Raw genomic sequence first — 24326 nt, forward strand, 5'->3', positions numbered from 1 at the left:
AATGGAAAATTTAGAAAGAATCGTAGCTAAAATAGTAGAAGAAGCTAATGAAAAAGCGAAATTCATTCTAAGTGAAGCTAATGAAAAAGCTGGTTATTCTAAAAAGCAATATGAAGATAAGGCATTAAAAGAAGTTGAAAAATTAAAAGTTGAATATGAAATACAAGAAAATTCAGGCATAGAAAAAATAAAGTCATCAACTAAATTAAAAGCTAGAAACATTATTTTAGATGCTAAACAAAATGCAATAAGCAATATATTTGATAAACTAAATGAGGAAATAAAAAATATTTCTTCTGATAAAATTTTATCATATATTCATAAAATATTAGATAATAGGCAATTAGCAGAGAATGAAAATATAATATTACCTAAAGCATATGAAAATATGAATTTAGGGTTAGAAAACGTTAAATTTAGCGATAAAATAAATACAGGGTTTATGATAGAAAAAAACGGTATTTTTGAAAATTACAGTTTAGAAGCCCTAATAAGTTATAATAAAGATGAAATAATATCAAAAATAAAACAGTATTTATTTGACTAAGGAGGGTAGCTTATGATAGATAAAATGGAATATGTCCAAGCTGCGGCTTTAGTTAAGGTTGCTGAAAAGAAATTATTAAATTCGGCTAAACTTATGCGTATGATAGATGCTAATACAGCATTAGATATATTAAAAATTTTAAGTGAAACAGACTATAGTAAAAGTATGGCTGGAGTAGTTAAAGAAGAAGATTACGAAGAAATTTTATCAAACGAGATAAAAAAAGTATATTCATTTGCTAGAACTCTTGCTAAAAAACATCAAGAGATAGTTGATATATTAGCATTAAAATATGAATTTCAAAATTTAAAGTTAAGACTTAAAGCAAGCATGAAAAATAAGAATGTAGATCAGTATTTTGTAAAATTATCAAACATAGATTTGGAAAATGAATACAAAAAAGCTTATGAAATGCTTGAAAAAACAAATGATATTTCACAAGCGGTTATATATATTGATAAAATGTATTATGAAAAATTAAAAATAGAATGTGAAAAAACAGGATTAGAAATATTTTCTAAATACTATAATTTACTTATTGATTCATATAATCTACTAACATTTTTAAGACTTAAAAATCAAAATAGAAGTATTAAATATGCAAATTACTGTATATTTGATAATGAAGCTTTACTTAATATTTATGAAAAAGATTCATATATGGAAGACTTGCGTAAAATGTTTGATGATAAGTCTATGTGGGAAAAATTTGCAAAAACAGGTAAAATATCTGTGATTGAAAAAGAACTAGATAACTTACAAATAAGTCTTATAAAGCAATATAAAGATGTTAATTATGGAGTTGAACCTATTATAACTTATATTCTAGCAAAAGAATATGAAATGAAAGCCATACGCCTTATAATGACAGGAAAAATTAATAAGATTAACACTAATATAATAAAAGAAAGGATGAGGGAAATTTATGTATAAATTAGCAATAGTTGGCGATAAAGATTTAATCAGTCCTTTTAAAGTATTGGGTGTTGATGTTTATCCAATAGAATTTAGTGAAAATGAAGAAGAGTTATCATCAAAAGTAAAAAAAGTTATAGAGCATCTTGCTACTAAAGATTATGGTATCATATTCATAACTGAAGAATATGCAAATGCTTCAAAAGATGTAATTGATAGATTCAAAACAAGTACCTTACCTATGATTACTTTAATACCAAGTAATAGAGGAAGTCTTAATATTGGAATGAACAAAATTGATGAAAATATTGAAAAAGCGATAGGTACAAATATATTTTAGGAGGATTAACTTGAAAGTTGGTAGAATAATAAAAGTTTCTGGTCCACTTGTTGTTGCTGAAAATATGGATGAAGCAAATGTCTATGACGTTGTAAAAGTTGGAGACAAGAAACTTATAGGTGAAATAATAGAAATGAGAGATGATAAGGCATCAATCCAAGTTTATGAAGAAACTTCTGGAATAGGACCTGGAGAGCCTGTTATTTCAACTGGAGAACCACTATCTGTTGAATTAGGACCTGGATTACTTGAAAACATGTTTGACGGTATACAAAGACCACTAGATATGATAAGACAACAAATAGGTGATTTTTTAGAAAAAGGTGTTGAAGTAAAAGCTCTTAATAGAGAAAAAAAATGGAAGTTTGAACCTAGAAAAAAAGTTGGGGATAATGTAAGTGTTGGAGACATTTTAGGAGTAGTTCAAGAAACATCATTAATAGAACATAAAATAATGGTTCCATATGGAGTCAGCGGAACTATTGAAAGCATAAATGAAGGTGAATTTACAGTAGAAGAAACTGTTGCTGTAGTTTCAGGTATACAAATTAATATGATACAAAAATGGCCTGTACGTCGTGGTAGAAAATATAAGGAAAAAATAAATCCTAATGAACCACTTATTACAGGACAAAGAGTAATAGATACATTCTTTCCTGTAACTAAAGGAGGAACAGCTTGTGTTCCAGGACCTTTCGGATCTGGTAAAACTGTAGTTCAACATCAATTTGCTAAATGGGGAGATGCTCAAATAGTTGTTTATGTTGGTTGTGGAGAACGTGGAAATGAAATGACGGATGTTTTAATGGAATTTCCAGAAATAATAGATCCTAAAACAGGACAATCTCTTATGAAAAGAACAGTATTAATTGCAAATACTTCAAATATGCCGGTTGCAGCCAGAGAAGCTTCAATTTACACAGGTATAACTATTGCAGAATATTTTAGAGATATGGGATACTCAGTTTCAATAATGGCAGATTCAACATCAAGATGGGCTGAAGCATTAAGAGAAATGTCAGGGCGTCTTGAAGAAATGCCAGGAGATGAAGGATATCCTGCTTATTTATCATCAAGAGCAGCGGAATTTTATGAAAGAGCAGGTAAGGTTGTTTGCTTTGGAGACGATAATAGAGTAGGAGCATTAACAGTTATAGGTGCAGTTTCTCCTCCGGGTGGAGATATATCAGAACCTGTTTCACAAGCAACGCTTAGAATAGTTAAAGTATTCTGGGGTCTTGATTCTTCTCTTGCATATAGAAGACATTTCCCAGCTATTAACTGGTTAAATTCATATTCACTTTATCAAACAAAAGTTGATGAATGGATGGATGAAAATGTTGAAAATACATTCTCGGCAAGAAGAACTCAAGCAATGAGATTACTTCAAGAAGAATCAAATCTTCAAGAAATAGTAAGACTTGTAGGAAAAGATACACTTTCTTATGAAGATCAGTTAAAACTTGAAGCAGCTAAGAGTATAAGAGAAGATTTCTTACAACAAAATGCGTTCCATGAACAAGACACATTTACATCACTTGATAAACAAAACAAAATGCTTACTATGGTATTATCTTTCTATAATGAAGCAGTAAAAGCTCTTAAAGAAGGAGTTTTCTTAGGAGATTTATTAAATTTACCTATTAGAGAAAGAATTGCCAGAGCAAAATATATAGATGAAAAAGATATATCACAAATAGTAGATATTACAAATGATATACCTGTACAAATAAATGAATTAATTAAGGCAGTTAAGGAGGAACTTGTATGATAAAAGAATATCAAACAATTAAAGAAATAGTAGGTCCTTTAATGACTGTAACAGGTGTAGAAGGTGTAAAATATGAAGAATTAGTTGAAATTGAAACACAAACAGGAGAAATAAGACTTGGAAAAGTACTTGAAATTGATGGAGATAAAGCAATAGTTCAATTATTTGAGTCAGCTGCTGGAATTAATATGACTAATTCAAAAGTTAGATTTTTAGCAAAACCGTTGACACTTAAAGTATCGGAAGATATGATAGGTAGAGTATTTAATGGTCTTGGTGAAGAAATGGATAATGGACCTAAGATAATTGCTGAAAAAAGATTAGATATAAATGGAATGGCATTAAATCCTGTATCAAGAGATTATCCATCAGAATTTATACAAACTGGAGTTTCTGCAATAGATGGGTTAAATACACTTGTTAGAGGACAAAAACTTCCTATATTTTCTGGTTCAGGATTACCACATGCTGAACTTGCTGCACAAATAGCAAGACAAGCAAAAGTTTTAGGAAGTGGAGAAAAATTTGCGGTTGTATTTGCTGCTGTAGGTATAACTTATGAAGAAGCTGAATTTTTCATTGAAGATTTTAAAAGGACAGGTTCAATAGATAGAGCTGTTCTATTTATTAATCTTGCAAATGACCCTGCTGTAGAACGTATAGCAACTCCAAGAATGGCACTTACTTGTGCAGAATATTTAGCATTTGAAAAAGGAATGCACGTATTAACAATAATAACAGACTTAACAAATTATTGTGAAGCTTTAAGAGAAATATCTGCTGCAAGAAAAGAAGTTCCTGGAAGACGTGGATATCCTGGATATTTATATACTGACCTTTCAACTTTATATGAAAGAGCAGGTAAAATTAAAGGTAAACCTGGATCAATAACACAAATACCTATACTTACAATGCCTGAAGATGACAAAACACATCCAATTCCTGATTTGACAGGGTATATAACAGAAGGGCAAATAATTTTAAGTAGAGAATTATATAAAAAGAATATAATGCCTCCAATAGATGTATTACCTTCACTTTCAAGACTTAAAGATAAAGGTATAGGGGATAAAAAAACAAGAGAAGACCACGCAGATACAATGAACCAATTGTTTTCAGCATATGCAACAGGTAAAGAAGCTAAAGAATTAGCGGTAATATTAGGAGAATCTGCATTATCAGATACAGATAAATTATTCGCTAAATTTGCACAAAAATTTGAAGAAGAATATGTTGGTCAAGGATTTTCAAAGGATAGATCTATACAAGATACACTAAATTTAGGTTGGGAGCTTTTAAGAATACTTCCTAGAACAGAACTTAAGAGAATTAGAGATAAATATCTTGAAAAATATCTTAATAAGGAGGATTAATTTATGGCTAAGCTAAATGTTAATCCTACCAGAATGGAACTTAGCAAACTTAAGATTAAATTAGTAACAGCTAAAAAAGGTCACAAACTATTAAAAGATAAGCAAGATGAACTTATGAGAATCTTTATTGATATGATTAAAAAGAATAAGAAAGCAAGACAAAATACAGAAAAAAAGGTTGAGAATGCACTTAAAAATTTCTTGCTTGCAAGGGCTATAATGTCAAATGAAGCATATGAAGAATCAATTTTTGTTCCTAAAATGAATTTTAAAATTGATTTATCAAAAAGAAATGTTATGAGTGTTAGAATACCTGTTTTAACATTAGATGAAGATTTAAGTAATCCTAATCTTAGCGACATTTACCCATATTCATATGGTGGGACATCAGCTGAACTAGATGATGCAGTTTATGAATTAAACAGTATAATGCCTGATTTAATAAGACTTTCAGAGCTTGAAAAATCTTGTGAGTTAATGGCTGATGAAATAGAAAAAACCAGAAGAAGGGTTAATGCTCTTGAGTATATGACCATACCACAACTGGAAGAAACTATTAAATTTATTCGTATGAAGCTTGATGAAAATGATAGAGCAAGTACAATAAGACTTATGAAAGCAAATATAAATTAAATAAACATAAAGCATATACCAAAAATTATGGTATGTGCTTTTTTTGTTTTCAAAATTTGGAAATAATTTTCAAAAAAAGGTGAAAATATTAAAAAACGATATATAATATATTAAAAGGAAGTGATATTGTGATAAATTTAAATGAATTATCTACTGAAAAAAATAACAAAAATAGCAAAGATATAGAGCTTCAAAATAGTTTTGAAATTGTAAAAAGAATAAATGAGGAAGATAAAAAAGTAGCATATTGCGTTGAAAAGGAATTAAAAAGCATAGCAGAGTTAGTAGATGCAATTCTTAGAAGATACAATGAAAAAACTAGAATAATATACATAGGATCTGGAACATCTGGAAGATTAGGAGTATTAGATGCTTCTGAGTGTCCACCGACTTATGGTGTTGAACCTTCCTTATTTCAAGGAATAATTGCTGGTGGAAAAAATGCTATGTTTTTAGCACAGGAAAATGCAGAAGATAATCAAAATCAAGGTGTAGAAGATTTAAAAACTATTGATTTAACAGAAAATGATGTAGTTATAGGTTTAACAGCATCAGGCAGAACACCATATGTTATATCTGCTATTGAATATGCAAACTCTATAGGAGCAATTACAGGGAGTATAAGTTGTTCTAAAAATTCAAAAATTTCACAAATTAGTTTATATCCTATTGAAATTGAAGTGGGTGCTGAAATAGTTACAGGTTCTACAAGAATGAAATCTGGAACAGCACAAAAAATGGTACTTAATATGATATCAACAGCTATTATGATAAAAAAAGGTAAAGTTTTTTCAGGTTATATGGTTGATGTAAAAACGTCAAATATGAAACTTATAGAAAGAGCTAAAAGTATAATTATGAATACGACTAAGTGTAATTATGAAACGGCTTCAAAAAATTTAATGAAATCTGATAATGATGTGAAAGTAGCAATAGTTATGACACTTTTAAATACAGATAAAGAAGTTTCAATAAATAAGTTAAAAGAATATGAGTACAATGTAGCGAGGTTAATACATGAGTATACTGATAAAAATTAGAGAAACAAAAAAATTTACTGAAAATGAATTATGTGTAGCTAAGTATATAATGGAAAATTATAAAAATATAAAAAATATTTCAATAACAGATATTTCATCAAAAACTTTTACCAGTATATCAACTGTAACAAGAATGTGTAAAAAGATAGGGCTTAGTGGATTTTCTGAACTTAAAATAAAACTTATTGAAGAAATTGCAAATTTAAATAGTAAAAATATTAATGTTGAAAAAACAGATATAGATAGAACAAATGATACGAAAATAATAATAGAAAAGTTAAACAAATTAAGTATTGATTCTCTTAAAGAAACAAAATTATTACAAGATGCTGAAATAATTGATGAAGTTGTAAATTTGATAAATAAAAAAACTATTATAGATTTTTATGGAATGGGAGCATCTCATATAGTTTGTTTAGATGCACAATATAAATTTATGAGAGTAGGAAAACTTACAAATTTATTTAAAGGAACAGATCAGCAATATATACAAGCCAAAAACAGTAATGAAAACCATTTAGGTATAATAATTTCTTATTCAGGAATGACAAAAGAAATGGTTGAAATAGCAGAAATACTATTAAGTAAAGGAATAGATACAGTTTCAATCACAAAATATAATAATAATGAAGTATCAAAAAGATGTAAATATAATTTATATGTAACATCAAAGGAGAGCTTAAAAAGAAGTGCTGCGATATATTCAAGAATTTCTATGCTTAATTTAATTGATGTTATATATATGAAATACTCAAATACAAATTATGAACTTGTAAGTAAAAAAATAAAGGAAACTCAAATTGAAAAAATTAATAAATTTTAATAGGAGGTATAATATGGAAGAATTGGAAACAATTATTTTTGAGATAATTACAAATGCTGGAGTAGCAAAAGGTTTAGTATACGAGGCAATGAATGAAAGTTCTAAGAAAAATTATGAAAAAACACAAGAACTTTTAAAAGAAGCTGATTCTTATTTATTAAAAGCCCATAATATACAAACTGATCTAATTCAAGAAGAGGCAAAGGGAAATAATATAAATGTAAGTGTGTTATTTGTACATGCACAGGATCATTTAATGACAGCTATTGAAGTAAGAAGTTTAGCAGACACTATTATTAATATGAATAAAAAAATTAATGAATTGGATAAAAGACTATGTATGCAATAGGTTTAATGACAGGAACAAGCTTAGATGGTTTAGATGTTGCTCTTTGTGATATAAAAGGAAGTTTTCTTGATACGAAAGTTAAATTAATAGATTTTATATGTTTAGACATTAAAGATGAATTAAGAAATAAAATAAAAAATGCTTGTAGTGAAGAAAAGTCAAATAACAAATTGATTTGTTCTTTAGATTTTGAACTTGGGTATTTTTACCTTGAAGGAGTAAAGAAAATTATAAAAAAGAATAATTTAAAGTATAGTGATATTGCATTTGTTGCAAGTCATGGCCAAACTATTTATCATTTACCTTATCCTAAAGAAGGTTTTTATAGTTCTACACTTCAAATTGGGCAAGCATCAATAATATCATATAATACAGGAATAAAAACTATTTCAAATTTTAGAGTTATGGATATAGCAGCCGGAGGCCAAGGAGCACCACTTGTACCTTATGCAGACTACATATTATATTCATCTAAAACTAAAAATATTGCACTTCAAAATATAGGAGGAATATCTAACGTAACATATTTAAAAAGTAATGGCACACTTGAAGATATTTTTGCTTTTGATAACGGTCCAGGGAATATGATTATTAATGAAGCTATGAAATCTTTATATAACTTGGAATACGACAATAAAGGTGAAATAGCTTTAAAAGGAAAATTAATTGATAAATTATTAAATGAATTATTAAAACACCCATATTTGGAAAAAATACCTCCAAAATCAACAGATAGAGAAGAATTTGGAAAACAATATGTAGACTTGTTACTAGAAAAATATAAAAATGAAAAGTCTGAAGATATTATTCATACATTTACTTTATTTACAGCAATTTGTATTAGAGATAGTTATATGAAATTTTTTACTAAAATGCCTGATAAAGTTATCATTAGTGGAGGTGGAGCATTTAATGATACTTTAATGAATATGTTAAAAACACTTTTAGGTAAATGTGAAGTTTGTACACAAGAAGAATTAGGATATTTCTCTGATGCAAAAGAAGCAATAGCCTTTGTGATACTAGGAAATGAAACTTTACATAATAGACCTTCTAATGTTCCAAGTGCAACAGGTTCTAAAAAAAGAGTAATATTAGGAACTATTTGTTAAAATCCTTTTAAGTATTTGGAGGAATAATATGTATAAATGGAAAACTAAAAATGAAGAAAAAAAAGAATATAAGGTTACATTCGGTGAAACTGATTATAATATACCGACATTTGGTTATAAAAGTTTTATATTTATAATAATTGTTCTAACTTTAGTAGTATTTATAGTACAACCTTATCTTGAGTATTTGTTTGGCGGGATAAAGTGGAAAGCACTTATTATAAGTAGTATTTTAAGTAGTTTTGCATTTACTTACTCACAATTTTTTATACAATCAAAAAAAGATTTACAAAATCTTTTTTCTTTGTTTTTGTTAGTCTTAGTATTTTAATTTTATTTGTGTTATTTATCTCATATTACACAAAAATAATATATTAAATAGAAAGGAAAAAATATGAAAGTTTTGTTTGTTTGTTCAGCCGGTATGTCAAGCACAATTGCTATCAATGCATTAAAAACAGAAGCAACAAAAAAAGGTTATGATATTGAAGTTGTTGCTGTAGGAACACAAGCATTTGAGGAAGAATTAAAAAAAGGTTATGATTTAGCAATGGTTGCTCCTCAAATTCGTCATAGATATGATTATCTTCAAGAAATAGCAAAAGATTTAAATGTGCCAATAGCACTTATTGAGCCACAGGCGTACAGTCCACTTGGAGGATTAAAATTATTAAATCAGGTTTTAGCATTAATAAAATAAAAGAAAGAAGGAACTAAAATGTTTGATAAAATTTCAAAATTTATGGACGAGAAACTGTCAACTCCAATGGCAAAATTAGCGGAACAAAGACATTTAAGAGCTATACGTGATGGAATTATTTCTACTTTACCAATTATAATAGTAAGTTCTATGTTTTTAGTTTTAGCGTTTATGCCTAATCAATTACCATCTACTTGGAAGATTACTATGTTTATAAAAGCTAATGCAGGTAAAATTTTACTTCCATATCGTATGTCAATGTTTATAATGACACTTTATGCTGTATTTGGAATAGGGTATTCACTTTCTAAATCATATAAATTAGATGGTTTATCAGGTGGGATTATTGCTGAACTTGCATATATGCTAACACTTATTCCTAAAATATCACCAGCGGTAAATGATGCAGTTAAAGCACTTTCTTTAGAATCTCAAGATTTAAATTTATATATTTCAAGTGTACCTAAAGGTTGGCTACTTCCCATGGGACAATTAGGAGCTGCCGGATTATTTGTAGGTATAATATCAGCTTTTATAGGAGTAGAAATATATAGATTTACTCAAGTTTCTAACTTTAAAATTTCTATGCCTCCTGAAGTTCCTGCTTCTGTTGCAAGATCTTTTGAAGCTTTAACTCCTACAGCTCTTGTAATATTACTTGTAAGTTTAGTGACAATGTGGCTTGAAATTGATGTTCATGGTTTAATAGGAAAACTTGTTGCTCCACTTGTTACAGGAACAGATTCACTTTTAGCAGTTCTATTTATTTGCTTGCTAGGTATGTTTTTCTGGTCATTTGGTATACATGGTTGGTCAATCGTTGGTTCACTTGCAAGACCTTTATGGATAACATTGTTAGATGCAAATACAGCTGCGTATGCTCAAGGAACTTCAATACCTCATATAGCTGCTGAACCTTTTTATCAATGGTTTATAGTAATTGGAGGTTCAGGTTGTACAATAGGTTTAGCAATATTACTTTTATTACGTTCAAGATCTAGTTACGGTAAAGCTTTGGGAAAAACTGTTATTATTCCTTCTATATTTAACATAAATGAACCAATAATTTTTGGTGTTCCAATAGTATTAAATCCTATATTTATAATCCCATTTATATTCACTCCTATGATTTGTGCTACAATTGCTTGGATAGCAACAAATTTAAATCTTGTTAATAGAGTAGTTGCATCTGCACCTTGGACATTACCTGGACCTATAGGAGCATATTTAGCAACAGGTGGAGATATTAGAGCGGCAATATTAAATATATTATTAATTATTGTATCCATAGTTATCTACTATCCTTTCTTTAAAATATATGATAACAAATTGTTAAAAGATGAATTGAAAGGAAATAATGAATAGAAAAATATTGTATGGTGGAGCCACATCAAATAGTCAATATGAGGGCGGGTATGATAAAGGCGGTAAAGGTTTAGATACACAAGATTTAAGAAAATACATACAAAGAAATTCAAATGCTACAACATCTACAAGATTACTTGCAAAAAGTAAGATTGATGAGGCTAAAAAATCTTTAGATACAAGTTTGTATCCTTTTAGAAATGGTTCAAAAGGTTATGAATTTGTTGAAGAAGATTTGATGTACTTAAAAGAATTGGGTATACATATATATAGATTTTCAATTAATTGGGCAAGATTATTTCCAAATGGTGATGATGATAATGTAAATATGGAAGGTGTAAAATATTATGATAAAATAATAAAATATTTTCATAATGCCGGAATCAAATTATTTTTAACGATGAATCATTTTTGTTACCCTATAAATTTTATTGAAAAATATGGAGGTTTTAAAAACAGAATATCAATTGATTTGTATTTAAAATATGCAAAAACTATATTTGAATTATGGGGAGATTATATTGATTATTATTTACCATTTAATGAGATTAATGCAGGCTATTTTAGTCCATATAATGGTATAGGTTTAATTAAAGAAGATGATAAGGAATATAATTTAAATGATATTTTTCAATCTCTTCACAACCAATTTGTGGCGAGTGCAAAAGTTATAGAGCTTGGAAGAAAAATGGTTAATGGTAAATTTGTCTGTATGGCAGCTTGTTTTTGCTACTATCCGTATTCTTGTAAACCTGAAGATAATCTAAAATGTATAAAAGATGAGCAAAATTATCAATGGTTTTATTTAGATGTTTTAGCTCGAGGTATTTATCCAACGTATATTAAAAAGTTTTTTAAAGAAAATAATATTAGTTTAAAAATATCGGACTCAGATATAGAGTTATTAAAAAATAATACAGCTGATTATGTTTCTTTTTCATATTATCAATCAAATGTTGTAAGTACTGATGAAAAAGAATTAACAGCGGGAAATTTAGTTACGACGATTAAGAATCCATATTTAAAATCTACAGATTGGGGCTGGCAAATAGATCCAACAGGTCTTAGAATCACTTTAAATAAAGTTTATGATAGATATCAAAAACCTATTATTATAAGTGAAAATGGTTTAGGTTATAATGATAAACTTGTTGGTAATGAAGTTCATGATTATTATAGAATACAATATTTGAAAGAACATATAGAACAAATTAATGAAGCTGTAAAAGATGGTGTTGATGTTATAGCGTATATTATGTGGGGTATTATAGATATCGTAAGTGCAGGTAGCTGCGAAATGGAAAAACGTTATGGTGTTATATACGTAGATGCTGATAATAAAGGTAATGGAGATTATAAAAGAATTAAAAAAGATAGTTTTTATTGGTATAAAAATTTTTTAAAAGAAAATAAAGGAGATTGAAGTGAGAAAATTAGGGATTTCTATTTATCCTGAAAAAAGTACTACTTATGAAATTAAATCATACATAAAAAAAGCATATGATATTTGCGGAGCTAGCAGAATTTTTTCTTGTCTTTTATCTGTTAATAAAGATAAAGAGTTAATAAAGAAAGAATTTTTAGAAATACATAATTTTGCTAAAAGTTTAGGTTATGAAATATTTTTAGATGTAAGTCTTAAAATATTTGATGAACTTGGAATTAGTTATAAAGATTTAAAATTTTTTAAAGAATTAAATGCAGATGGGATAAGACTAGACATTGGATTTACTGGACTTGAAGAATCTTTAATGACATATAATCCATATAATTTAAAAATAGAAATTAATATGAGCTCATTAACTCATAGTATCGATACAATTATGGATTACAAACCGAATAGATATAATTTATATGGTTGTCATAATTTTTACCCTCATAAATATAGTGGATTAACATTTGAATTTTTTGAAAAATGTTCTTTAAAATTTAAAAATTATGGTTTAAGATCAGCTTGTTTCATAACATCATCTTTAGAAAGTGCTTATGGTCCATGGAAAACAACAGATAAACTTTGTTCTTTAGAAATTCATAGAGATTTACCTATAGATGTTCAATTAAAGCATATTATAGCACTTGAATATATAGATGATATAATTATTTCTAATTGCTTTCCAAGTGATGAAGAATTAAATTTAATTTCTAAAGTTAGACTTGATATGGTTAATTTTAAAGTAGAATTAGTAGATAATATACCAGATGTTGAAAAATCAATTGTTATTGATGAATTGCACTTTAATCGTGGTGATCAAAATGAATATATGATAAGGTCAACACAAAGTAGGGTTAAATACAAAAATCATGATTTTAAATTATTTAATGCACCGGATGTTATAAAAAGAGGAGATATAATCATTGAAAGTAGTGATTATGGTCATTATGCTGGAGAATTACAAATTGCTTTAAAAGATATGGAAAATAGTGGAAGAAGTAATGTTGTTGGTAGAATAGTTGAAAATGAACATTTCATTTTAGACTATATTAAGCCTTGGCAAAAATTCAAATTTAATGAATGAGAGGTTAAAAAAATGAATGAAAAAAAAGTTGCACTAGAGATATTTGAAGCATTAGGTAAAAAAGAAAATATAATTTCTAATGCTGTTTGTATGACAAGATTAAGGGTTTTTGTTAAGGAAGCTGTAAATATAAAAGCACTAGAAAATATAGATGGAGTTTTAGGTGTAATAGAGGCGGAAACTTTACAAATAGTTTTGGGACCTGGAGTTGTTAATAGAGTTGGAGAAGAATTTTCTAAACTTACAGGTATTCCTCTGGGATTTTCTGATGTTAGCAATATAGCAAAGGAAAATAAGAAAGAAAATAAAGCAAAACATAATGGTATAATTCAAAGATTTTTACAAAAAATAGCTAATATATTTGTTCCATTATTACCTGGTATTATTGCAGCAGGATTAGTTTTAGGACTTACTAATGTAATTAATGTAACAACTAAAGGAGCTTTTGTAGCCAATTGGTGGTTTGCAACAATTAAGACAATAGGTTTTGGAATGTTTACTTATTTGGCTATTTATGTAGGTATGAACTCAGCTAAAGAATTTGGTGGAACAGCTATATTAGGTGGTATAGTTGGTGCAATGTTTGTAGGGCATCAAGGCTTACCATTGCTTGCAAAAGTAAATGATAGTTATATCATTTTACCGATTATAAACAAACCATTTTCACCTGGAATGGGTGGATTATTAGCGGCATTATTTATGGGTATAATAGTTGCAAATATTGAAAAACAAATAAGAAAAATTATACCAACAATATTAGATACTTTCTTTACGCCACTTATTACATTATTAATTGGTGTGTTTATTGCAATTTTATTTGTTCAACCTTTAGGAAATTTTATATCAACGCAAATATTTGTAATACTTGACTTTATTTATAACAAATTGGGTATATTAGGTGGATATTTACTTGCAGCAGGATTTTTACCTCTTGTTTCAGTAGGGCTACATCAAGCATTAGCACCAATACATGTACTTCTAAATACACCTGATGGACCAACAAATGGAATTAATTATTTGTTCCCTATATTAATGATGGCAGGAGGAGGTCAAGTAGGTGCAGGTATTGCAATATATATGAAAACTAAAAATAAAAAACTTAAAACATTAACAAGAGATGCACTTCCTGTAGGAATACTTGGAATAGGAGAACCATTAATGTATGCAGTTACATTACCATTAGGAAAACCATTTATAACTGCTTGTCTTGGTTCAGGATTTGGAGGACTTTTAGCTTCATTATTCCATTTAGGAACGGTAACTCAAGGAGTGTCAGGGTTATTTGGATTATTAATAGTTGTTCCGGGAACTTGGATATATTTTATAATTTCAATGGTAGGAGCATATATTGGAGGATTTATACTTACATATTTGTTTGGCGTTGATGAAGAAAGAATAAACGAAACTTACGGTAATTAAATCAACTGAAAAGAGGTAAAAGATGAGAAAATATTTTTTATGATACTTATATCTTTGTTAAGTTTTTCGTACGCAGAAAAAAATGTTGAAGTTTACAGTAAAAAAATGAATAAAAAAATCCCAGTAACTGTTATTTTGCCAGATGATTATAGTAGTAAAATAAAATATTTGGTAATATATACTTTACATGGGTGGTCAGGAAATAATAAAAATTTTCCTGAAAAAACTGAAATCAGAGAATTTGCAGATACATATAAAGTAATTTTTGTATCTCATGATGGTAATTATGATAGTTGGTATGTAGATAGTGATATAAATAGCAAATCAAAGTATGAAAGTTTTATTTCTAAAGAATTGGTAGATTATATAGATAAAGCATATTCAACAGATGCAAAAAAAGAACAAAGAGCTATTACGGGACTTAGTATGGGTGGATTTGGAGCACTTTATATAGGAATAAGAAATCAAAATATATTTGGTAATATTGGAAGTATGAGCGGTGGAGTTGAAATAGAATCTTATAAAAACAATTGGGGAATTATAAATGTTATAAATAAAGATTGGGATAAGTATAATATAAAAGACATAGCACATCAGCTTATATTTACTAAAACGAATATAATAATTGACTGCGGTGTAGATGATTTTTTCATATCTGTAAATAGAGATTTACATAAGAAATTATTAGCTTTAAATATTAAACATGATTATATTGAAAGACCTGGAAATCATAATTGGGAATATTGGAAAAATTCTATGAAGTACCAAGTATTGTTTTTTAATGAAAATTTTAAAAAAAGTAAAATATAAATTATAGGAGAAATGCATGTTTCTCCTATTTTATATTAAGTTATTTTTAGTAAATCTGTATTCTCTTGGAGTAATATTAAATTTTTTCTTAAATACTTTTGTAAAATAATTAGAATCCTTAAAACCTACACTTGTTGCAACATATTCAATGGAATTTTTCATATTCATAAGTAATGTTCTTGCTACTTTTAATCTATATTCTATAAGAAATCTCATAGGAGTTAGACTTGTTTGTTCTTTAAATTTTTTAATCATGTAATATTTTGAAATGTATAAATTTTTAGCTATTACATCTAAATTAATATCTTTATCATAGTTTGCTTCAATATAATTTTTAATACTTTGAACTTTTGGAGTATATTTATTATTTTGATTAAAAATTTCAAATAATTCAGTTATGAAATCAAAAGATAGTTTTTCAAGTTTAGCCTTATTATTCTCCTTATCAAGTATTGATATATTATATATTTCCTGTAACAAAGTAACAATATATGGGTATTTTGTTAGGTTTATCACAGGGCTTTTTGAGTTTAGATTTATCAAATTTTTAAAACTTGAAAGAAATTCAATTGAAATTTCAAGATACATTACTTTCCATAATTCCGAGTGTTTAGGCAGATAATATATTGCATCACTTGGTACTTGGCAAATAAAAAGCTGATTTTTATCACATCTATATGTTTTATTATTTTGAATAAATAATCCCATACCGTCTAAAGTTAATTGGAATAATATAAAATTACCGTCTGTTCCTGACTTACAATCAACATAATAATTTTTTCTTACTGTATGTTTTCCAATTGCATTTAATGCAAAGTTTGTAAAAATGGGATTTAAATATATATCTATTCTTGTTTCTATATCTTTTTTCATTTTTATCCTCCAATATACATTATACTTTGATTTTATAAAAAAGCAATTTTTTACTTATTTTAATAATTTATTACTCTTTTTTAACGTTTTTTTCTAGTTATACTATATTGTAAAAAACAAAATAGTGGAGGTTTTTATGAAAAAGATTTTAACGAGTTTATTTGTTTTGTTCAGCATGTTTTTAATAGTAAGTTGTAACAACACAAAAGAAAGTAAAGAATTAACATTTTATTTAAGTTCAACAGAAGAAAATATTATCTATAAAAAACTTCGTGAAGTTGCAGATAATTTTGAAAAAGAAAATGCTGGAGTAAAAATTAACATATTAGCAGGTGGAGGTTCTAGCTATGAGTCTACAATGAAAACTAGAATGGCTGCAAATGATTTACCAGATATATTCTCAACACACGGTTGGTCGGTATTAAGATATGGTGAATACTTAGAACCACTACAAAATAGAGAATGGGTAAAAAATATAAATACATTAATTAAAGATGTTATTACAGATGCTAAAAATAATAATATTTATGCTTTACCTTTAAATATGGATATTACAGGTATAGTATTTAATGCAGGAGTATTGGAAAAATTAGGTATAAACGTTGATAATATTAAAACTTGGGATGATTTTAAAGCAGTAAGTGAAAAAATAAAAGCTTCAGGAATTACTCCTATACATATGGGAGCAAAAGACTTAGGTGAAGCTGGACATTATTATGACTGGGCAGGATCTTCATTTGTTGTAACGCCTAAAGATAACCAAGTAGAAAATTTACTTGCAGGAAAATTTGAAACTAAAAATTGGGCAGATTTATCACAACTTCTTTTAGATTTTAAAAATTTAGGATATATTAATAAAGATGTATTAACATCTACTCCTGATGATACTGCAAAAGCTCTTGCAGAAGATAAAGCAGTATTTACATTTGGAACTAACGGAATTATTAAAGAAGCAAAAGAATATAATCCAAACGCTAAAATTGCATTTATGCCTATACCTGCAAGATATACAGATGATGATCCCACTTTAATAAGTGGTGAAGAATGGGCTTTTGGTGTATGGAAAGATTCAAAAAATAAAGATGTTGCAATAGCATTCTTAGATTATTTAGCACGTCCTGAAAATATTAAATTAGTTAATGAAGCTATAGGTGCAGTTCCTGGTCTAATAAATGCTGATGTTGATACAGGAGAATTAAAACCTTACTTTGAAAAATACACAAATGTTAAAACAGTTCCATATTTGGATAGAGTTTATCTTCCAAGTGGAATGTGGTCAACTTTATGTGATGTTGGTATAGGAATACTTTCAGGAGAATTAACACCACAACAATCAGGTGAAAAATTAAAAGCAGATTTTGAAAAACTGTATAATGCTCAAAAATAGGAGAAATTATTCGAAAATACTTGAGAAAAAACGTTATAAATATTATGTATATACCGGCTTTAATACTTTTTATAATATTTGTATTTTACCCATTCTTTAGAGGATTATCAATTTCATTTACAAATTGGAATGGGTTTTCTCAAAGTTATAAATCGGTAGGAATAGAAAATTATAAAAATATTTTATTTGATGATCCTAATTTTAGACTTGCACTTAGAAATACCCTTATTTATGGTATTGGAAGTACAGTGTTACAGCAAATTTTAGGTTTAGGGTATGCACTATTTTTAAATTCGGATTTAAAGGAAGAAATATAGCAAGAACCATAATTTATTTACCTGTAATGATATCAGGGCTTATTATGGGGTATATGTGGTATTTTAATTCAAATACGATGGAATACTTACGGAAATATTAAAATTAATAGGTGTAGGAGAATTAGATTTACTAGCTAAAGGTGATGTAAGTGTATTTTTACTTACCTTCATAAATGCACTACAATATTGCGGTATATCTATGTTGATATATTTAGCTGGGCTTCAAAATATACCTAAAATGTATTATGAAGCTTCTGAACTTGATGGAGCAAATTCATTTGATAAATTTATTCATATAACTATACCTATGTTAAAACCGGCAATTATTACAAGTTTTACAATAAACATAATTGGAGGGCTTAAATTGTTTGATGTTATAAAAGCATTGACAAATGGAGGTCCTGGTTATGCAACGCATTCATTATCAACTCTTATAGACAAAGTATATTTTGGAACACAAAATGCAGGTTATTCTGCCGCAATAGGAATAGTATTATTTTTATTTATTCTTATTTCTTCACTTATAACTAATGCTGCATCTGAAAGGGGAGAATTAGAATTATGAAAAAGAAACTTAACATAACTAAGACAATATTTGTAATTCTTATTGCAATAATTCATTTATTTCCAATATATATAACTATGGTAATGTCTTTAAAAAGAAAATCAGATTTGAGTTCAAATTTATTACCTCCCAAACAAATATATTTAGGTAATTTTTTATTAGCTATACAAAAAAATGTATTGTTAAGCATTGGAAGATCTCTTATAGTGACATTTGTAGTTGTCTCGTTAGTTGTTTTAATTGGTGCAATGAGTGCATATCCGCTTGCAAGAAATAGAACAAGGTTTAATAAACTGATATTAAATGTAATATTGTCAGTTATGATGATACCTCCGCTTAGTATGCTGGTACCATTAGTTACTATGTTATCAGGTAGAAATTTATTTCATATTAAAGGAACAAATACATACTGGGCTTTAATATTGGTTGTATTGTCTTTTCAATTGCCTATAAGCATATTTATGTATACTAATTTTATTAAATCAATACCTCGTGAGCTTGATGAAGCGGCAGAGATTGATGGTTGTAGTAGATTTAGAATATTTTTTACTATTATACTTCCTATGTTAAAACCTGTTACTTCAACTGTTATAATACTAACAGGAGTATTTACTTGGAATGATTATCAATTTTCACTATATTTATGGAATAAGTATAAAACAGTAACGACATTCGTTGCTTCCTATTTCTCTTTGTCTAGCTATAATGTAAATTCGGCTGCGGCGGCTGCAATAATAGTTATAGTGCCGATAGTAATATTATACGTCAGTTTACAAAAATACTTTATACAAAGTGCTGTTGATAGTGCAGTGAAATAGGAGGATTTTATGATAACTTTTAATGAAAAAAATAAGATATTTCATATATATAATAACGATATTTCATACATTTTAAAAATACTTAAAAATGGAGAAATAGGTTCTCTTTATTTTGGTAAAAGAATAAATGAAAATGATTTTGAATATATGTATAAAGAATATGTTGCATTTCCAATAACTAATACTTTTGAAAATTTTGAAAATGGTTTTTATTTAGATACTTTATTAAGAGAATATCCTGATTTTGGTACAGGAGATTATAGAATGCCTGCATATGAAATTATGTATGGTGCAGGTAATACTATAGTTGAATTTGAATATGAATCACATGAAATTTTAGATGGATATGTTGGAACTGAAAATTTCCCACATTTAAAAGCAAAAGAAGCAAAAACTTTGCTTATACATTTAAAAGATAAAAAAATAAATACAAGTATAACTTTAAAATATACTATATTTAATGACTTTGCAGGTATTATTAGAAATGTAGATATAAATGGCACTGATATACAAATTAATAAAGCTCTTTCTATGAACTTAGACTTAAATAGTGCAGATTATGAACTTATACAACTTAGTGGATTTTGGGGAAGAGAAGCGTCGTATATAAGAACAGAGTTAGTTAGAGGAATAAAAAAGATAAACTCAACAAGAGGTACAAGCAGTGCTACAAATAATCCTTTTATAGCTCTTGCAAGAAAAAATGCTGATTTTAACACAGGAGAAATGATAGGATTTAATTTAATTTATTCAGGAAATTTTGAGGCAAATGTAGAAGTTAGCCCACAAAATATAACAAGAATTAATATGGGAATAAATTCTGAAACTTTTACTAAAATAGATAAATTTACCTCTCCTGAAGTGCTTATTGTTTATTCTGATAAAGGGCTTAACAAATTATCTCAAACGTATCATGATATATACAGAAAATATTTATTACCTAAAAAAGAAAATCTAGTTTTACTTAATAATTGGGAAGGTACATACTTTGATTTTGATGAAAGTAAATTAATTTCAATGATAATTGAATCTAAAAAACTTGGAATTGATTTATTTGTCTTAGACGATGGTTGGTTTGGAAATAGAAATAGCGATAAATCAGGTCTTGGAGATTGGTTTGTAAACAAAGAAAAACTTCCTAATGGTTTAAAACCTTTGTGGACAAAAACAAAAGAATTAGGAATGAAATTTGGTATATGGATAGAACCTGAAATGGTAAATCCTGACAGTAAATTATATAAAGAACATCCTGAATACATTATTCATACTTCGGGTAGAAAAAATCATATGGGTAGAAATCAATATAATTTAGATTTTTCTCGTGATGAAGTAGTTGAAAATGTATATAAACAATTAGAAAAAATATTAGACGAAAATGAAATAGACTATATAAAGTGGGATATGAACAAGTGCATTACAGGAGTTGAAAACATGCAAAATTATCCTAAATATGTAGAAAATCTGTATAAGTTAATGCAAAGAATAAGAGAAAAGTATCAAAATATTTTAATAGAAGGTTGTGCAAGCGGTGGGAATAGATTTGACGCAGGAATCTTAAATTATTGTCCTCAGATTTGGGGTAGCGATAATACAGATGCTGGATTTAGGCTTGATATACAATTTGGACTTTCCATACCTTATCCAATATCTACTATAGGTTCGCATGTTTCGGATATACCTAATCATCAAAGCGGTAGAAATATAGACTTAGAGTTTAGAAGAAATGTTGCAATGTTTGGTACGTATGGATATGAATTAAATCCATTATCTTTATCTGATGAAGATAAAGAGTTTATTAAAAAGGATATTAATTTATTTAAAGAAAATGCTAATTTAATATCAACAGGAGATTTATACAGAATTATTCATAATGATGAAGTAAGTGCTTTTAATATCGTAAGTAAAGATAAGAAAAAAGCTATATTAGCATATTTTAAGAGAAAAGTTAAAGTATGTGAAGAATTAATAAGAATACCGGTACTGGGACTTAAACCAGATACAAAATATACTGTAAATAGAATTTTAAAAACAAGAGAAAAAGAAAAAATCGGAGAGTTTACAGGAGATTTTATTGAAAAGTTTGGAATATTTATGGAACACAAGTTTAGTGGTTCTATTGATAAAGAAGGCAAAATATATTCTGATTTTGATAGTGATATATATCTAATTGAAAGTTGATAAATTATGTACCTGATAACAATAGTTGCAGGTACATTTTTATTATATAAAAATGTCACGGTAGATACATTATAAACCAAGTATAAATCAAAGTTATATTGGCATATTAAGTTTGTATTTTAAGGTCATTCTATGCTATAATGTCAAGAAGAAGTTATACATTTAAGGAGTAATATAGTGGAAAAATTATTACAACAAGTTTGCCAAGAACTTAACAAACCTTTTAAAAGTGTTGAGAACACAATAAATTTATATCTTGACGGAGCAACAGTTCCGTTTATAGCTCGTTATAGAAAAGAAGCAACAGGAGGGTTTAGTGAAGAAGAAATTAGAAATATAATTGATGTCTTTACTTACGCACAAAATCTTGAAAAAAGAAAAGAAGAAGTTATTCGTTTAATTGAAGAGCAAGGAAAACTTACTCCTGAATTGAAAAAGAGCATAGAAGAAGCAACAAAACTACAAAAAGTAGAAGATATATATTTGCCATATAAGAAAAAGAAAAAAACAAAAGCTGATATAGCTATAGAAAAAGGTCTTGAACCGTTAGCTGATTTAATATTAAGTGGAATAACAAAAGAACAGTTAAATGTAAAAGCAAATGAGTTTATAACTGAAGAAGTTTTAAACATAGAAGAAGCAATAGATGGAGCATATTTAATACTTGCTCAAAAAATATCAGAAGATGTTAAAATTAGAGAATATTTAAGAGATTATTTATTAAAAAATGGAATAATAATTTCAAATGTAATTGAAAAAAACAAAGAAAATGATGAAAAATTAGTCTATCAGGATTACTATAACTTAACAACTGCGATAAACTCTGTTCCTGCTCATAGAGTGCTAGCATTAAATCGTGGAGAAAAAGAAAAAATATTAAAGGTATCTTTAGCTTTTGAAGATGAAAATACAGCTAAGGTACAAAGATATATATATGACCATAGCTTTGAAAAAGTAAGTAATACTTTGGAAGAAGAACTTATGGCAGTAGTAGTTGATAGTTACACAAGACTTTTATTTCCTTCAATAGAAAATGAAGTAAGAAATATACTTAAAGAAAATTCAGAAGTAGAAGCTATAGGAATATTTTCAAAAAATTTAGAAGCATTATTACTACAACCGCCATTATACAAAAAAACTATATTAGGTCTTGACCCTGGAATAAGAACTGGTTGTAAATTAGCTGTTATATCAAAAGAAGGTTTCTTTATTGAATCTGACGTGATTTATCCTGTAAAAGGGGCACATAATGAATCAATGCTTCAAAAATCAAAAGAAAAATTACTTAAATATATTGATAAATATAATGTAGATATAATAGCAATAGGAAATGGAACAGCTTCAAGAGAAACAGAAGCTTTTGTTGCTGAAAATATAAAAGGATTAGATTGTAAATATGTAATTGTAAATGAAGCTGGAGCTTCAGTTTATTCTGCATCAAAACTTGCAGCAGAAGAATTTCCTGATTTAGATGTAACTGTAAGAGGAACAATATCAATAGCAAGAAGAATACAAGATCCTTTATCTGAGCTTGTTAAGATAGATCCTAAATCAATAGGTGTAGGGATGTATCAACATGATGTAAACCAAAAGAATTTAGAGTTAGAACTTGATAATACTATTGAAAAAATAGTAAACAGAGTTGGTGTAAATGTCAATACGGCATCATTTGCTCTATTAAGTTTTGTATCTGGGGTTAAAAAGAATATAGCTAAAAATATTGTAGATTACAGAAAAGAAAATGGAGATTTTAAAGATAGAAAAGAACTTAAAAAAGTTAAGGGTCTAGGTGCTAAAGTGTTTGAGCAAATGGCAGGATTTATTGTTGTTCCTGAATCAAAAAATCCGTTTGATAATACAATAATTCACCCAGAATCATATCCGATAGCTGAAAAAATATTAGAATTTGTAGATGCTAATGAAAAAGACTTTTTATCAGATTATGAATCAATAAGAGAAAAACTTAAAAATTTAGGGGAATCTGCAATAATTTCTAAAATGAGTGAATACGGTAAGGAAACTGTAAAAGATATTTATGATGCCCTTATAAAAGATAGAAGAGATCCTCGTGATGATTATGAAACACCTTTATTAAAATCTGACATACTTACAATAAATGATTTACAAAAAGGAATGATGCTTGAAGGAACTGTAAGAAATGTTGCTAAATTTGGAGTTTTTGTTGATATAGGTTTAAAAAATGATGCAATGATACATATATCTGAATTATCTGATAAATTTATTGATGATCCTACAAAACTGCTTACAGTAGGGCAAATAATAAAGGTTAGAGTTTTAGATATTGATATACAAAGACAAAGGGTAGCGTTAACAATGAAAAATGGAAATGCTCCAAAAGTACAAAATAAAAACAAAAATAAGAAAAAAGACTATGAAGCTATGAAAATGAAAAAAATAGAAGAAAAATTAATAGCTAAAGGTTGGAAAATAAAAAAATAAAAAGGGGTATAAAAT

The 24326-nt window shown here is 27.6% G+C and carries 24 protein-coding genes; 23 read left to right on the forward strand and 1 reads right to left on the reverse strand.

Translation table 11 applies throughout. From position 1 onward, the window contains the following. The first annotated feature begins 1 nt into the window (after position 1). The 17 genes from AWT63_RS03910 (at position 2) to AWT63_RS03990 (ending at position 15713) form a co-directional block, all read left to right on the forward strand. Entirely contained in the window at positions 2 to 547 is a 546-nt protein-coding gene (locus AWT63_RS03910; RefSeq protein WP_068268514.1) for a V-type ATP synthase subunit E, read from the forward strand. Positions 548 to 559: 12 nt separating this feature from the next. Continuing rightward, positions 560 to 1480 carry a V-type ATPase subunit gene (locus AWT63_RS03915; protein ID WP_068268515.1) on the forward strand — a complete coding sequence of 307 codons (921 nt, stop codon included), beginning with the start codon at positions 560 to 562 and terminating at the stop codon, positions 1478 to 1480. Then, positions 1473 to 1802: a V-type ATP synthase subunit F gene (locus AWT63_RS03920; RefSeq protein ID WP_068268516.1), complete on the forward strand. Its 330-nt coding sequence runs from the start codon at positions 1473 to 1475 to the stop codon at positions 1800 to 1802. The genes AWT63_RS03915 and AWT63_RS03920 overlap by 8 nt, the downstream gene beginning before the upstream one ends. Before the next feature lie 10 nt (positions 1803 to 1812). After that, a complete protein-coding gene (locus AWT63_RS03925; protein WP_156414502.1) occupies positions 1813 to 3573 on the forward strand; it encodes a V-type ATP synthase subunit A in 1761 nt (586 codons plus the stop codon). After that, entirely contained in the window at positions 3570 to 4946 is a 1377-nt protein-coding gene (locus AWT63_RS03930; RefSeq protein ID WP_068268517.1) for a V-type ATP synthase subunit B, read from the forward strand. Before AWT63_RS03925 ends, AWT63_RS03930 begins: the two co-directional genes overlap by 4 nt. A 3-nt stretch (positions 4947 to 4949) precedes the next feature. Then, positions 4950 to 5579: a V-type ATP synthase subunit D gene (locus AWT63_RS03935; RefSeq protein WP_068268518.1), complete on the forward strand. Its 630-nt coding sequence runs from the start codon at positions 4950 to 4952 to the stop codon at positions 5577 to 5579. Between the two features lie 128 nt (positions 5580 to 5707). Next, a complete protein-coding gene (murQ, locus tag AWT63_RS03940; RefSeq protein ID WP_082680440.1) occupies positions 5708 to 6619 on the forward strand; it encodes an N-acetylmuramic acid 6-phosphate etherase in 912 nt (303 codons plus the stop codon). After that, positions 6597 to 7442, forward strand: a complete 846-nt coding sequence (locus AWT63_RS03945) for a MurR/RpiR family transcriptional regulator (RefSeq protein ID WP_068268520.1) — start codon at positions 6597 to 6599, stop codon at positions 7440 to 7442. The genes murQ and AWT63_RS03945 overlap by 23 nt, the downstream gene beginning before the upstream one ends. A 13-nt stretch (positions 7443 to 7455) precedes the next feature. Next, positions 7456 to 7791: a PTS lactose/cellobiose transporter subunit IIA gene (locus AWT63_RS03950; protein ID WP_068268521.1), complete on the forward strand. Its 336-nt coding sequence runs from the start codon at positions 7456 to 7458 to the stop codon at positions 7789 to 7791. Then, positions 7779 to 8903 (forward strand): anhydro-N-acetylmuramic acid kinase AnmK, encoded by a 1125-nt coding sequence (gene anmK, locus AWT63_RS03955; RefSeq protein WP_068268522.1) that lies wholly within the window; start codon positions 7779 to 7781, stop codon positions 8901 to 8903. Before AWT63_RS03950 ends, anmK begins: the two co-directional genes overlap by 13 nt. 28 nt (positions 8904 to 8931) lie before the next feature. Further along, positions 8932 to 9234, forward strand: a complete 303-nt coding sequence (locus AWT63_RS03960) for a hypothetical protein (RefSeq protein ID WP_068268523.1) — start codon at positions 8932 to 8934, stop codon at positions 9232 to 9234. Between the two features lie 63 nt (positions 9235 to 9297). After that, complete coding sequence (locus AWT63_RS03965; RefSeq protein WP_068268524.1) at positions 9298 to 9603, forward strand: PTS sugar transporter subunit IIB; 306 nt, start codon at positions 9298 to 9300, stop codon at positions 9601 to 9603. Between the two features lie 18 nt (positions 9604 to 9621). After that, on the forward strand, positions 9622 to 10968 hold the full coding sequence (locus AWT63_RS03970; protein WP_068268525.1) for a PTS sugar transporter subunit IIC: 1347 nt from the start codon (positions 9622 to 9624) through the stop codon (positions 10966 to 10968). Beyond that, the gene (locus AWT63_RS03975; protein ID WP_068268526.1) at positions 10961 to 12391 is read left to right on the forward strand and encodes a glycoside hydrolase family 1 protein; all 1431 of its coding nucleotides are present in this window, start codon (positions 10961 to 10963) and stop codon (positions 12389 to 12391) included. The genes AWT63_RS03970 and AWT63_RS03975 overlap by 8 nt, the downstream gene beginning before the upstream one ends. 1 nt (position 12392) lies before the next feature. Continuing rightward, positions 12393 to 13484, forward strand: a complete 1092-nt coding sequence (locus tag AWT63_RS03980) for a DUF871 domain-containing protein (protein ID WP_068268527.1) — start codon at positions 12393 to 12395, stop codon at positions 13482 to 13484. Positions 13485 to 13496: 12 nt separating this feature from the next. Continuing rightward, the gene (locus AWT63_RS03985; RefSeq protein ID WP_068268528.1) at positions 13497 to 14903 is read left to right on the forward strand and encodes a PTS transporter subunit EIIC; all 1407 of its coding nucleotides are present in this window, start codon (positions 13497 to 13499) and stop codon (positions 14901 to 14903) included. A 105-nt stretch (positions 14904 to 15008) separates the two neighbouring features. Beyond that, a complete protein-coding gene (locus tag AWT63_RS03990; protein ID WP_082680446.1) occupies positions 15009 to 15713 on the forward strand; it encodes an alpha/beta hydrolase in 705 nt (234 codons plus the stop codon). A 30-nt stretch (positions 15714 to 15743) separates the two neighbouring features. On the opposite strand, the gene AWT63_RS03995 is transcribed toward AWT63_RS03990, so the two are convergent. Beyond that, a complete protein-coding gene (locus AWT63_RS03995) occupies positions 15744 to 16586 on the reverse strand; it encodes a helix-turn-helix domain-containing protein (RefSeq protein ID WP_068268530.1) in 843 nt (280 codons plus the stop codon). Positions 16587 to 16722: 136 nt separating this feature from the next. Here AWT63_RS03995 and AWT63_RS04000 point away from each other — a divergent pair, with 136 nt between their 5' ends. The 6 genes from AWT63_RS04000 to AWT63_RS04020 all read left to right on the forward strand — a co-directional run bounded on the left by AWT63_RS04000 (position 16723) and on the right by AWT63_RS04020 (position 24311). Next, complete coding sequence (locus tag AWT63_RS04000) at positions 16723 to 17973, forward strand: ABC transporter substrate-binding protein (protein WP_068268531.1); 1251 nt, start codon at positions 16723 to 16725, stop codon at positions 17971 to 17973. A gap of 44 nt (positions 17974 to 18017) precedes the next feature. Continuing rightward, positions 18018 to 18290 carry a carbohydrate ABC transporter permease gene (locus tag AWT63_RS06320; protein ID WP_197407856.1) on the forward strand — a complete coding sequence of 91 codons (273 nt, stop codon included), beginning with the start codon at positions 18018 to 18020 and terminating at the stop codon, positions 18288 to 18290. A 169-nt stretch (positions 18291 to 18459) separates the two neighbouring features. After that, entirely contained in the window at positions 18460 to 18855 is a 396-nt protein-coding gene (locus AWT63_RS06325; protein WP_269431483.1) for a carbohydrate ABC transporter permease, read from the forward strand. Continuing rightward, positions 18852 to 19673, forward strand: a complete 822-nt coding sequence (locus tag AWT63_RS04010; RefSeq protein ID WP_068268532.1) for a carbohydrate ABC transporter permease — start codon at positions 18852 to 18854, stop codon at positions 19671 to 19673. Before AWT63_RS06325 ends, AWT63_RS04010 begins: the two co-directional genes overlap by 4 nt. A 9-nt stretch (positions 19674 to 19682) precedes the next feature. Next, positions 19683 to 21851, forward strand: coding sequence for an alpha-galactosidase (locus AWT63_RS04015; protein WP_068268533.1), 2169 nt, complete (start codon positions 19683 to 19685; stop codon positions 21849 to 21851). Between the two features lie 177 nt (positions 21852 to 22028). Further along, a complete protein-coding gene (locus tag AWT63_RS04020; RefSeq protein WP_068268534.1) occupies positions 22029 to 24311 on the forward strand; it encodes a Tex family protein in 2283 nt (760 codons plus the stop codon). Positions 24312 to 24326 lie beyond the last annotated feature (15 nt).

Origin of the sequence: Caviibacter abscessus, from assembly GCF_001517835.1 — a bacterium.
Classification (GTDB): Bacteria; Fusobacteriota; Fusobacteriia; order Fusobacteriales; family Leptotrichiaceae; genus Caviibacter; species Caviibacter abscessus.